General features: G+C 58.6%; 8 protein-coding genes. 5 read left to right on the top strand and 3 right to left on the bottom strand.

The genetic code is table 11. The features are described from left to right. Positions 1-2: 2 nt before the first annotated feature. The 5 genes from BRPE64_RS03470 (at position 3) to BRPE64_RS34110 (ending at position 5,639) form a co-directional block, all read left to right on the top strand. A complete protein-coding gene (locus BRPE64_RS03470; RefSeq protein ID WP_044041194.1) occupies positions 3-1,070 on the top strand; it encodes an iron-containing redox enzyme family protein in 1,068 nt (355 codons plus the stop codon). After that, positions 1,067-2,314 carry an ATP-grasp domain-containing protein gene (locus tag BRPE64_RS03465; RefSeq protein ID WP_044041193.1) on the top strand — a complete coding sequence of 416 codons (1,248 nt, stop codon included), beginning with the start codon at positions 1,067-1,069 and terminating at the stop codon, positions 2,312-2,314. Before BRPE64_RS03470 ends, BRPE64_RS03465 begins: the two co-directional genes overlap by 4 nt. A gap of 61 nt (positions 2,315-2,375) precedes the next feature. Continuing rightward, positions 2,376-3,635, top strand: coding sequence for an MFS transporter (locus BRPE64_RS03460; protein WP_016344636.1), 1,260 nt, complete (start codon positions 2,376-2,378; stop codon positions 3,633-3,635). Between the two features lie 586 nt (positions 3,636-4,221). Continuing rightward, positions 4,222-5,388, top strand: a complete 1,167-nt coding sequence (locus BRPE64_RS03455; protein ID WP_044041192.1) for a DUF6602 domain-containing protein — start codon at positions 4,222-4,224, stop codon at positions 5,386-5,388. A gap of 2 nt (positions 5,389-5,390) precedes the next feature. Then, positions 5,391-5,639: a copper-binding protein gene (locus BRPE64_RS34110; RefSeq protein ID WP_084675714.1), complete on the top strand. Its 249-nt coding sequence runs from the start codon at positions 5,391-5,393 to the stop codon at positions 5,637-5,639. Between the two features lie 386 nt (positions 5,640-6,025). Here BRPE64_RS34110 and BRPE64_RS03445 read toward each other — a convergent pair whose 3' ends face one another. The 3 genes from BRPE64_RS03445 to BRPE64_RS33620 all read right to left on the bottom strand — a co-directional run bounded on the left by BRPE64_RS03445 (position 6,026) and on the right by BRPE64_RS33620 (position 13,343). Then, positions 6,026-10,414, bottom strand: coding sequence for a hypothetical protein (locus BRPE64_RS03445; RefSeq protein WP_016344634.1), 4,389 nt, complete (start codon positions 10,412-10,414; stop codon positions 6,026-6,028). A 1,503-nt stretch (positions 10,415-11,917) separates the two neighbouring features. Further along, positions 11,918-12,334 carry a DUF4279 domain-containing protein gene (locus BRPE64_RS03440; protein ID WP_044041191.1) on the bottom strand — a complete coding sequence of 139 codons (417 nt, stop codon included), beginning with the start codon at positions 12,332-12,334 and terminating at the stop codon, positions 11,918-11,920. Between the two features lie 13 nt (positions 12,335-12,347). After that, a complete protein-coding gene (locus BRPE64_RS33620; protein ID WP_016344633.1) occupies positions 12,348-13,343 on the bottom strand; it encodes a hypothetical protein in 996 nt (331 codons plus the stop codon). Positions 13,344-13,417 lie beyond the last annotated feature (74 nt).

Genomic DNA, 13,417 nt, shown 5'->3' with positions numbered 1-13,417 from the left:
TGATGCTAAATCAGCAAGGATACGACCTTGTCGACATCGGAAACCACCGTTCGCTTACCTACAGTTGCGTGCGAGCCAGCGCGTATGCGGCCAGTTTCAAAAGATGTCTGCGGCGCCCGGAGTCGGGCGACGAGCGCGAGCAATTGCGGGACTTGCTCAACGAGCAGTTGCGCGCCGCCTATGACATGCGCCGGGAGGACAGCTTGCATGCACTCCACGCGAGTCTGAACGAGATCCTGTTCCGGCGCTTCAATCGCACGCGGGATCACGTGGAGCGCTCGCCGCTCATGTTCGAAGTGCAGCAGCGCATCATCGAGGCGCAGCTCGATGCGGATCTGCAATCATTCAAAGAAGAGTCGCTTCCTCAGTCGGCCGACGCATTCGAGCACTGGTACGACGCGCGTTCGAGATTAGACGGCCGTACACCCCACCGGCTCTTCGATTTCATCCAAACGCAGGCGAACGAGGCGCAGTTTCGCCGATTTATCGAGGTTGAAGCTGGCGTGCACGTATCGTTTGACGACGTGCTAGCGCTCGCCCAGGTCGGCGTCCGCGGCGCGCCCAAAAGCGAGTTCTTCCACAACCTACAAGACGAGGTTGGCAGCACGAATCCGGACAAGTTTCATCTAACGATGTTCGAGCGGCTTGTTGAGGGGCTTGGCATTCGTTCAATTTCTCGTGACGCGTTGCCGTGGGAAGCGCTTGCTTGCGGCAGCTACATGATGTTTCTCGCGCACTTCCGCGACTTCTACCTATATTGCGTTGGCTATCTCGGGTGTCTCGAGGCAATTACGCCAGCCCGCTTCGGCTCCATCGCCCGCGGCGGCGCCCGTCTCGGCGTCGACGAGTCGTTGTTGGACTATTACGCCGAGCATAGCGTACTGGACACCCAGCATGCCCAAGGCTGGCTTCACAACATCATCCTGCCTGCGATTTACGAAAACGGCGCGCAAACGAGCCGTGATATCGCAACAGGCGTTCGTTTGCGCGAATGCGTGGCGGAAAGATACTGGGACGCGATGCTTGCCGAGCTGACCGCGCCGCGTCGTTCTACACGAAAGGGAACATGACGTTGAACTGCATCCTATTCATCGAGGCAAGTATCACAGGCGCAGGCGAGGTTGCGTGTGCGCACGCCAAGCGCGCCGGTCTCATCGTCGTCCTGATGAGCGCGGATCCCCAGCGCTACGGAGAGCGGATCTTGGCGCATTGCGACATCGTGAGGGTAGTCGACACGACGTCCGCGGCCGCGCTGATCGCCCACGCCGACATCGTCGCGCGCAAGCATTCGATCGTTGGAGTCGTAACGACAAGCGATTTTCACGTCGTCCAGACGGCGACGCTCGCCGCGCAACTCGACCTGCCCGGCAATAGCCCCGACGTTGTAGATACCATCAAAGACAAGTTCAAGATGCGCGAAGCGATCGCGCGGATCGCGCCGGGGCTCAATCCTGCCTACACGCAAGCGCACACGGTCGACGATGCGCTGCAGTTTGGGGCGTCGGCCGGATATCCGCTTGTCGCGAAGCCGCTGACAGGCAACGACAGCCTATACGTCAAACTGATCGAGCATCCTGATGCTCTTCATGCGTACTTCGACGCGCGCAAGCGCTGGGGGCGCGACGTGTCAGGGCAGGAGTTCGCACATGGTGTGCTGCTCGAGGAGGCGATCGGTGGTGACGAGTATTGTCTCGACCTGCTGCGCGCGCCCGGCGGCAACCTTATTTCAATCGGTGCCTTCAGCAAGAAGATCTCCGGGCGTGATATCGGCCATTTCATAAAAATAGGCGCGAGCTTCCCGGCCGACCTCCGCAACACCGAGCAACTCGTCGACGCGATCGCGCCGGTCGTCGATGCGCTCGGCTTCGAAGTGGGCGCGATCAATATCGACTGCAAGATCGTCGACGGCGACCAGGTCAAAATTCTTGAAATGAATCCACGTCTGGTCGGCGATCAAATGGGCAGCCACATGATCGAGATCGCAACCGGCCAGAACCCCGCGCATGCGATCGTCGACGTCGCGTGCGGTCTACCGCTTCTCTGGCAGCCCACGCGCAGCCGAGGCGTGGCAATTCATCGACTGACGATGCCTCGCTCCGGCTATTTCGACGGCATTTCCAATGGCGCGGAGCTGGCGGCGCACGACGGCGTGGAGTTCGTGAACGAGTTACGCGCGCGCGGGCAGTGGATTGAAACGGCTGAGTCGAATCAAGGCGTCGTCGGCTCGATCATAGTTTCGCAGCCTTCGGCCAATGAAGCTATGACGCTCGCGACCCGTCTAGCCGCCGACGCGAAGATCCGCGTCACACTCTAACCCAGACTAGCGGCTCGGCCGCATTTGCGGCCAATCGCCCATTCTTTCGTTCTCGAGACCTATGGCCACACAGCCTCGTGCTTCGTTGTCCCGCTTCCTAGCGCTTCCCGTCGCGGTACGCGCCCAGCTCTGCGCAACCATGCTCAATAGCGCAAGCGTCATCGTCAAGCTGTTCATGCCGTTGCTCTTTCGAGGCAGCTACACGCTCGGGTTTGGAACAATTGGAATGCTGATGGCCGCCTACGGAGCGGGTTGCGTCGCTGGTGCCTATGCTGGCGGGGCTTTGACGGACCGAGTGGACTCGCGCAAGCTCACCGCAGTCTGTCTCTGCGCAAGCGGTGCCTTGTCCGCCGGCCTGTCGCAATTGCCCGCAGTGACCTGGCTGCTAGTCATCGTGCCTGCAATCGGTATCGCGGACGGCGCGTTCCGGCCCGCGAATCTGCGGCTCGTGATGGAAGCCGCCACGTCAGACAATGCGAGCTGGATGCAAGGCCTGCACAGGATCTGCTTTAACCTCGGCGTGGCGCTCGCCAGCGTCGCCGCTGCCGCGCTGTCAGGCATCGGCTACCCAATATTGTTTGCCGCTGCCGGCATAGCGAATGTTCTTGGCGGGGGCCTGGTGATTTGTCACGCGAGCAACCGCGCCAGAGTGACTGACTCGCGATTGAGCCGCGATTTAGTCGACGCCCGCGCGGTCGCCTGCGGATCCTCATCTGCGGCCGCATCTCCGTGGGCCGATCGCGCGTTCCTACTTTTCGTGCTCGGCCAATTGATCGCACTTGGCATCTTCGACCAGATGTACGGTGCGTTTGGTTTGTTCCTTTCCGAAGATTATCGGCTTGACGCACGCTGGATCGGCTATCTGTTCTCATTCAACGCGCTCCTAATCGTAGTCGCTCAAGCGCCGGCTATGGTGCTGATCGATCGCATCGGCTTAGTCGCCGCGAGTCGGTGGGGCACATTACTGCTCGCGGTCGCGTTTCCGTTGCTGAATGTCGGCCACGGCCCCGCGCAGGCCATCGCGACGATGGCCTGCATCACAGCGGCCGAAATCCTACTAACGCCTGCGTGGACGCTAGCCGTCATGAACCACAGCGACGGTCGCGACCGCGGCCGCTATTTGGGGATATTCACCGCCGCCTGGCTTGGCCATTCGCTGTACGGCCCAGCCGCGGGCACACTAATATACGGCACGCTGGGCGGCTGCAATCTGTGGTGGGCTTGCGCGGCGGCCGGCCTCGTCGTCTGGACGTTGCACCGTCGGGTGATCGGCAGACTGTCGCATCAATGCCGCGAGGATGAGCGTTCTATCGCAATATGAGGGAGTCTCGGCAACGGAAATTCGTACGCTACGCTCACCCGCCGCCGGCTTGGCGCTGTCATAGGTTCGGCGACTGCCCGCCAGTGCAGCACGAATTGGCCATGAAGGGAAGGTCGAGGTCGCCGTCCGGCCCGAATGCACGCGGAGTCATCCAGAACTATTCAAGACCGATTAGGCGAACAATTCGTGACTGGTACCGCTTCAACCCGGCAACAAGCGGTCGGGTCGGGTCAACATCCAATGCGGATATGCAAGGTTTCGTCCGCCCACGCTCAACGGCCGGTCTTCGGCGAGCAGGTCGCAGGTGGCATTGCCTCAACGCTGCCATGAAGAGCCATTCGGGTCGTCATCCTGAACGTCCGCATTTGCCTAAACACGAGATATCCAACAAGCGCGGAGACTGTCTGCGACAGGTCGTCTGTCGCTGGTTGGTTTGAGCGCTATCGGACGCAAGTCGCAGCAGTCGCGAAACTCGCCCGATAGCGAGCGGTTCGTCGACGTGATCTATGGGACACTTCCTGCCAAGATAAGAGAAGTTATCGACAAACGCGACGCGGTCAATTAAAGCGCGTCAAGGGGAGCAAAAATGATGGACGCCAAGCAATTGTTCCGCGCGGTCAGCGACAAAATGCGCAGTGATTTTGAGCTGGCCGCGCAGTTCGTACATAAAGGCACTCGTGGCACTGCCCGCGAAAACACGCTTCGTGACTTTCTAGCAAAAGGCCGCCTGCCCGCCAAGTATGGCTTAGGCGCAGGGGAAGTGGTAGGACATGTACGCGACGTATCTAGGCAGTGCGACATCGTTGTTTATGACTCAATGTACGGCCTCTCGCTGCACTATGACGAAGATAATCAAATCTACCCCATTGATTCCGTCTACGGAATTATTGAGGTCAAGTCAGGCCTTTCCAAAGCCGAGTTACTTGACGCCCTGGAAAAAATAAAAGTCTTCAAAGAGATGACTGTCGGCGGTGCAATTGCGGAGCCTATGGGGAGTGGGTTCACCATCGTCCGCCCTAGGCCTAGACCGTTTGGCGTCGTTTTTGCTTACTCACTAGATGGGAACTCAATAGATTCCCTGTACGAAAACCTGAAAGAGTGGGAGTCAAAAAATTCTCCCACAACTTGGCCAAATCACATATGCGTCCTGAATGAGGGATGCATTCATCATCAGCATCTGTTTGAAACCTGCTTAGACAGTGAGACTATAACAAATAAATGCATCTCGGTTCCGCTGAAGTATGGCAACGACAGTCTGTTCAAATTTTATTGCGCTATACACGATATGTGCTCACGCATGAAGCTCGGGCCGGTTGAATTGGAGCGCTATTTTTCCCCTGGAGTTAAGATCGGTCGTTTTTCGGTATTCGGTCGAATTACGGAGGCGCAAGTGGCGTTCGACGGAAAATTACCAGTTCCGGCCCGCCTCAAAGAATCAACTCTAGAAAAGATCGTGGCTTGGTGCGCGAAGACCAAAAAAATACGCCATTCCGATTTACTTAAGAAGCAATTCGGAAAACTGCCGTTGGGCGTAGCCGAAAATTCAACCGGGATGAATGCATTACTCTATCTGTACAATCCAGACAATTTTCTGGGAATTGACAAAATTCAAGCCAATCCGTCAACAGAGGAAAACATGCCGACAGACCATTTTTCGACCCTGCTAAACGTACTGGACGTGACGATTGACGGTGACCTGTATGCGCTGGCTATGGGTAGTCTGAACGCTGCGGATTGGGAGCCCCTCAAGTAGACATGCTGTGCCGATGCGGCCGGATCAAGAACCTCGAACCGACGGCTGCGGACAAGCATAGCGGTTCGATAAGCGGCATGGTGACGCTAAAGCACGGGTGCCCACCAATGTCGGCATGCCGGCCATGGCGATGGCCCTTCAAGACGAAAGAGTCGGTGATGGTCAACAGCATCAAGGAAGGCGACAACGTCAAAGTGCGTGTCGAAAACGTGGACGGGACGCAGATCCTTGTGAAGATGGCAAAGCAGTAAGCACCGGGCAGGCGCGGCGCCACTCGACGGTCTCCGCTGCCTGCCGAAGAATCACGGCCGCATTTCAGCAAGACGACTTCGATGACCGCTATGCGACTACGTGCGGACGCTCGCTCACAAGTTGTTAACGACCGCCACGGGTCGGGAGTACGCACTGCCGACTGGCCGCTTTCCAGCTATAAGTTCGAAGAGCGGACTGCCGCAGCCCGACCCATTGCCGCCGGTCGGGCTCTCATGGTCCGAACGGTCGGTAACAAAGTGGAGCGGCCGGGCCGCACCTTAAGCATTGGGCTCGTGTTGACCATTGCCGACGTTCGGCGATACGGGGCGATGCGTCGGCTGCAAGTTCACCACTTCTCACCGTCAATGAATAAGTCCTTCCGCCCTTAAGCGGAAGTGTCTCTGCTCGCTCGCCCCGACCTCTTAGGGACGGATTTGCGACGTTCGACAAGATGAACGCAACTAGAAACATCGATCGTGCAGAGTTCTGGCTGCGGGCCTGCGGTTGATTCACTTCGGATCCGTGCGGCCAAAGCACGCAACCGCTCCACCACCGCCCCGAAGTTCAGAAAAGTGCCATCGGGAAGCTCCCAGCCTTTTGGACGCGGCTTTTGGTGTACCAGAAGGAGGATGCCCTCGCGACCATCTTTTCCGCGTAGATACTGGCCGCATAGCTGCTTGATCAGCGCGTCCTCAAGCTGCTGCATCGTCCAGCTTTCCGCAACCTTGATTTCAGTAGCCACATTCGCGTCGCTGGCCTTCGCCCGGAATCGCAAGTCTGGCTCCTTCTCGTCCGCAACTCGCACCTCGCGCTCAATCGAATATGATGTTCCCTGCGCCTGTCTTAGTCGATCTGCCAACCAATTCTGTACAGCCGCTTCGTCAGGCTGCGCGCTCAAGGTGGTGCCTTGCTGGAAATCACCGTGAACGAGGTCGTGTTGCAGATCTTCCAGGCGCTGCAGCACCACAACTTGCAGTTCCTGTCCGGTCACCGGCTGCCGCTCATACTGCTGCTCAACTTGGAAGGGCTCATCGCCGCGCCAGACTGTATGCTCCGCATCATTGGCTGCTCGTTCCTGTGCCAGCGCGAGCAGGCGCGATCGAGCCACCGGAAAATTGGGCGCCTCCATTAGACGCAGGATCGCGGAATACGTGGCATGCCCTGGCATGGTAACCAGAGCATTGAATGCGGCGGAGCGGGCCTCCTGCGCCTCGTCACGTTCGTCTGGCGAATATACGCCCTTATTCGTGCGGTCCCGGTCATCTTCCATTCGCACAGTGCTGTATGCGAGCAGGACCAGGCGTTCCAGCGTTGCTACGTCGAGATGCACTTGAGACGGTGCAGTGAGCGACCACCGAGAACCGAAAATCTGTGGCAGTACACGCTCAACGAGCGCCTTTTTCTCCGCTTCGCCCATCACATCTAGCTTCGTTTTCAGGCTGTCCGTCGCATCTTGCGCATTGATCGCATATGCAACGCCTAGGTATTGCGCACTGACCTGCGGCTCTGCAGACGACCGAAATCTGCCTAGCACCAGCTCGTAGAGCGCCTGCTTCCAGTTACCGGACAGGCCACGCTTTAGGATGAACAGCAACGGCCGCAGTGCAGCCCTGTTCAAGTCAGGTCGGGCGTTCAGTTCGCGCATCAGGGCCGGTGACATCAGGCGCACAAGGCGATCATCGCTACGGCTAATCGCGTCAAGTATCGTGTAATGTCCTTCCGGTGTAGACTCGTCTAGGTTGCTCGCGACCTCTCGCACCAACACGTCTTCTACCGCGGTGGGCCATGCTAATACCAATGCTGCGATCCACTCGGGAAACCCGTTGAGTTCCAGCGTCGCATATTCAGCGGCGCGGATCGCCTGTTGTTCAGTCAGGTGCTGCGCCCAATCGCTCCGCACTGCTGCTTCAATCGAAATTCCCGTGAGGCCTAGGCAATCAATGGTGCTGACGAGATTGCGCTCGCTGGGCGGGCGCGCGCTGCGCAGTGTCGGTCTCCAGGCTCGCCAAATTCCCGGCAGCCCGGCAGCAAACGCCGTTGCCACCTCCTGACCGACAAGCTCTCGAATGGGCTCGACGTTATCGATCGCGTAACGCGAGTTAGTAGGGGTGGCCTGGTTAAGCAACTGCCAAAGACTGTACATCCGGCCATCAACACTCGTTGTTGTGGTGGGGTTCAGTCGACGCAGTTGCTCGGGATTTGCACGCAGATCCTCGATAAAAGCGATCCAGGACAGCTCCTGCTCGGACCGTTTGCGCTCGGCTTCCCTCACGCTCTCTGCCAGCTCTTCCTCGCTCTTGATTTCTTTCGCCGACTTCATGCGCGGCGTCATCCATTCAACATAGGCGGCCCGCATCTCCGCGTCCGTCGCTGCAACGCCGGCAATACGCGCCTTCAGCGCCGCTGACTCACCCGATGTGGACCAAAGATTAAGCGCCGAATTGATGGCCAGTTGCCGCTCAGTCGCGTGCGTCCGAGATGCACCATCGAGCAGAAGCCAGTCAATGTCGTCGAGCACCAGCCCTGAAGACCAGCCGAGGAACTCCATCTGGAACCGATGGAGCAATGGGCGTCCCATTAGCGTTCGGTGGTTGCGCAGCCGATCCGCAGCCCGCCAGAAGGCGGCACGACGACGCTCCGGCGTTTGAAGCAGCAAGACAACTGCACCGGACTCACCCTCACTCCGCCGGTTCCTCATATTCAGACGCCGATCGCCGATACGCAGCAATGCGTCGATCGCTGCATTCGGCGCGAGGTGGGGGGGCGACACATCCAGCAGACACCGTGCGGCCGCGCCGAGTGCAGGAGCATATTGCTCATCCCGCGGCGACCTTTCACCAATATCCGGTTGCGGGCCCGCTTCCAGCTGTTTCAAGAGCCCTTCGATCAATCTGGTCAGGTCGGCGGCGCTTGATAACCGCTCGACCAGCTCCGCCCCGTGCCATTCGAAATTGAAGCCCCCTCCCTCTGCGTCGCCGATTTGAACGATCGCCAGAATGGCCACCAAGTCATCGACGCTGATAAGTTGAGGGAATAGGTCTTCGACGGCTTCCCAGACGAGCGTTGGCGACATTGATGCGCAATGCAACTTGATGTACTCGGCATACCGCCTCCGTGTGCCTTCATCGCCAGTTGCGAGCAACGCGCGGCCGGCGGTCATGGCCGTGTAGAGATCTCCGTATTGACCGAATGACGCAGAGATCGCGAGGTCGGTGCAATTTCCGATCTTGCCCAACCAAATCAACCGCAGCACGAAACGGCGAATTTCGCCATGTCCCTTATCTGCTACCCAGATGTCCCGCAACGCCGGAGCAATGTCCGGCTGGGCGAATCGTGCGAGGCTGCTGAGATCCAGCAGCGGCACTTCTTCGTCCCGGCGCATCCGTTCCACCATCGCCGTCAGCAACGTCCGTCTGGTTTCAAATGAGAGATGAGCAGGATCTCCTGCGGTAAACAGCAGAAACGGCGCGCGACGCACAACCTCGGCAGCTACGCTTTCATCCCACAGCGCAAGCCAGGCTGCCACTTCCGACATCGACGGTCTGACCAGTTCAACTTCATAGGTCCGTGAAAACAGCAGATCATGCAGTCGGCGTTGCGGCAGATTGGCACGACGTAACCGCTGCAGCCAACGTGCTGTCAGATATGACCGCACTGCGCCTTCGTTGTCGTTATGCAACCTCGCGCGCCCAAAGGTTGCTGGGTCGAACACTGGCCGCGTGAGCAGCCTTATCCGGTCCTCACTAGACCAGTCCGGCAGCACGTCGTCGATCTTGGCTGCAGTTCCTTCGCTTCTGAGTTCGGCTACGTTATCCGGTATAGCGATGGTTGACTGCCGTCCAAACACCAGTGCCGCACCGATCCGCTCCAGGCCGTGTTGGGCGCGCACGGCGTCGAGCCTATCGCGACGACTGCGCTCCGGGTCGGTTTCCTGTAGTCGCTCGCGCAGCCCCACTTCGATCATCACGCTGAAATTGCCAAGCCGCCCGTGGCGGTGCCAGTAGCGCACGATCCAGTCCAGATCGAGCGGGCGGCAGGCGAATCCCCACAGGCTTCCCGCCTCAATAGCGGCCATCAGCCCATCGAGGTCCGGAGCGCCTTTGGCAGCAGCATAGGTCCGCACCTGCCCTATATTGAGCTGGGCCATCACCACGATCAAGGGTGTTTCCGCAGGAGTCGGCTCGGGGCGCTTCTCGTTACGCAGGACTTGGCGTACCAGATTTTCAAGTGTGGGAAGCGGCTCGGCGGGGTTGTCGCGTGGGAGTGGCAGTTCTTCCTTCAGCCGCTGGGCATCCCGCGCGAATTCCCAATCGGTGTGTCGGCCGGATAGGACGATGTGTGCGCGCCCCTCTCCATCAGCAATCCCCTCGGCTATCTGTCGCAGCGCTCGCTCCAGCCGGACATTGTCGAGCTTTGCCTCGTCGATGGAGTCAATAAAAAACCATCCCGGTTCACTGCTGTTGCGCCAGGCAGTCAAGCGCTGACGGTCAGCGGGCCGCAAAGCCTTGTCGAGCCCGTCTCGTCCAACATCCTGAACAGTCGCATACACAGCAAACCGACCTGCGGCTGCCTGCTGGCGCGCCTGCTCGGCCAACTCTTCGGTCTTGCCACTACCCGCCTCAGCGAGAATCACAACCCGGCGCCTGGCGAGTAGCTCGGGCCAGCCTAACAAACCATCCGAAAAGCCCGCAGCCACTCGATATCTTGAATACGCCCCCCAGTCTGTACTTTCTTTCCATTCGTAAAACTGCCGGTTCAGCGGGATTGTCGTCATTGGTAGCGTCGCGCTATAGGGTCTCAAAGCACAATCGGAATGGTATAGCGCGCAGGCTCAAGTGCCAAATCGCGACAATTGCTTTCCAAGCCTCTTCTCGGCGGCTCCTAGACGGGAGTTAAGTCAGGAAGTGTTGATTTGGAACGAACAGAGAACCGAATGTCCGCTTAGAGTCGTGAGTGTGATTTTCTGATGTGGGCAGTTGCAGTCCCGCGGCGTGGCACCGCCAACGTCAGCAATCCTCTTGGCTGCTGACGTTAGACTGAACTGGCATCAACGTCAGCTAAGGCCGACAAGCGCGCGTTCCGCATCGAGCGGATCTCCGGATGGATCAGCCGTTCGAGCGACCACTCCATGGCTCAGCCGAGTGGCAGAAGTTGGCCGATCGTGCGAGTTCGTCAACGGCTGCTTATCGGCACTCCACTTCTCGAAACTTGGATCCGGCTGACTGACCGCTTTGGAGACGGCCGTCTGATCAGAGTGGGTCAGGAGTGCGCATTGTCGAGCGACCGCTTCTGGGCAGTACAAATTTATCGACCGCTTTGCAGCGATAAGGCTGGAGAGCGGACGGCCGCAGCCTGGCCCGTTCCACCATAAGCTATCGCGCAAACCGGTCGTTCAGCTACCCTCGACTCAGATAGCCGCAAAAGACCGCGCCCAACGTGTCGGCGCTCGAAGCATTCAGACCTACTGCGCTCGAAGAAGCGGCAGCCAGACCACGAAGTACAGCCGAGATCAAAACCGTAAATGGCGTGTGAGTCCAGCCCGCTGCCGTCATTGCCTGAATTTCCGTGGCCTGCAGTTCGGCTCCGGTCATCGCCGCTGGACGATCGTCTCGCCGGAAGGCTGACCATCCACGGACATCGAGCTGGGGTCGGTGTACGACTTTGAGACCAGGATTGGCGCCGGGCCAGTTATCCTCCACCCTGCAGCCTTGGGCGCTCTCGCTATCTTCTGAGCGACTTCGAAGCACTCCGGATCGTCCCTTAGATACTTGATTGCAAGAGGCTCGGAAGGTGGTCCTCGGAATTCGTTGAACGGCGTGCGAGTCTACAGCCAGAGCATGAAAAGTGCGCTGGGAGGAAGTGCCTACGAAACCGTTATCCGCATGCTCAGCGGCACAGAGGTCAGTGCGGCGGACGACCATGTTTCGTTAGCAGCCATTTAGCAGAATGAGCGCGCATCACGTTTGAAAAGGCGTTGTCCGGTTTGGTGGATGGGATGGTGGATGATCTCCATCTATCGGGCTGCAACCCTTATATTTACTCACTCTTTGGCGGACACCGCCTCCGCCACACCCCCTATCTCCGCTTGCCCATTCCGTCTGAAATATTCGCGGAAACGCCCGCCAGATAAGGCTCTCCGCCTAAATCTCCGAACGCCAATTGTTCGAATTTATCGCCTGTCATCTCCTTCCGTCGTGATTTTTAAGGGGGCTGGACCTTGTCAGGACGCAACGCATCGGGAAAGCGCCGGCACGCGCCGCCACGCTCCCCTCGCCGCCTATCGGTATTCGTCAATCTCGAATGCGACGCCCATTTCGTCGCACATCCGCCGAATGTCCTCCGGCACATCAGGTGTGCGGTTCCCCGCGTGGTTGTTCCAGTAGCAGAAAAAGCGAGCCCGTGCTCTCTGCTGCTCAAGCTGCGCGCGGAGGTCGGCGAGAGGAAAGCCCAATCGAGCGATCAGATACCGCAGATGCGGTTCTAAGGTATCACTCTGTACAGCTGCTTTACTCTTGATACCCCACAAGCCGATGCGGCCCGGCACGCTGCTCAGGCGGCCCGACGGGGTAGTGAACGGCTGGCCCTTAACGATCGTGGTGTCCGGCGTCACGCCGAAATATGACGTCCAGAACTCAGGGACGAGAGTATCGCCTGCGATCAAAAAAGATGCGTGAGCAAGTTGATGTGTATCCACAAATGCGGGCCTTTCAGTTCGTGTAATCGTGCATATTGCCGATGATGTTTTTCTTGAATTCAACGTCACCGTTGTCATGCCAGATCACATTATCGTCACCGCGTAAGTCGAGGTTGTATTTCATCGCATGGATCATGTCGCCGAACGTGTCGCGGTCGTATCCGAGCATCTTCGCTGCGTAGCTTGGATTGTTCGTGCTGGCCGCGATATCGAACGAATCGTCGCTCAATTCGTCCGGCGAGTATTTAAACGGCTCTGCATCACCAAGCATCGAACCACCGTCGCCGCCTGAATCCCCGAAGCTCTTGAGCATCGACTCGCCGCTGCTGTCGTCGTCCGAGTCTCCGAATACAGAACCTGCAACCGCGCCGCCCACCGCCTCTACCGCGCTGAGCCAAGCGAAGCCGCCACCACCGCGTCCGCCACCTCCCGCGCTGCTAACGGCGCGACTACTGGTGGCGAGTCTGCTATTCATCACCGTGTCAGCTACATGCATAGCGGCAGCAAACGGGCCTGTGAATCGACCTGTCGGCGCATTCGACCCGCCACTGCCCAAAGCCAAGGAACCACCACCGCCGCTCGTCCATTGTTGTGGAGCGTAGCGTCTAAACACGCGCCGCCCGCCGTGCCAGTTTCGAGCGATCACCGGAATGATGTTGCCGTCGCGCACCGCTGAGCGCAGCGCGCGTGTGATGCCTGCGCCATCCTGCAAGTCCCAATTCGATACGCGCAAATGGCGGTTGATGAACGCCACATATTCGCGGAACTCGGAACAGAAGCGCGCGCCCCTTGCGTCGATTCGCAATCTGAACAGGCGGTCGAAGTCCTGCTTGTCCTGTTCGATCTGCTCCTCTCGTTCTTTTTTCTTCTGCTTCCGCTCGTCGTAGGATAACTGCCATCCGCGATCAACCGCTGGCAGTTCGCTGACCGGCATCAATGCACAGTGCCAACCTCCGCTCAGCGGCACGTAAAGCGCGTTATACGAGTATCCCCATTCGGGAAACGGCATGTCACCTCCTTTACTGCATAGGATTCCTAATCCTAATCGGAGGTAGTCTCGTATTCGCGGAGGTGTTTCGATTT

Origin of the sequence: Caballeronia insecticola, from assembly GCF_000402035.1 — a bacterium.
GTDB lineage: Bacteria > Pseudomonadota > Gammaproteobacteria > Burkholderiales > Burkholderiaceae > Caballeronia > Caballeronia insecticola.
This window is presented reverse-complemented; position numbering and strand designations above follow the sequence as displayed.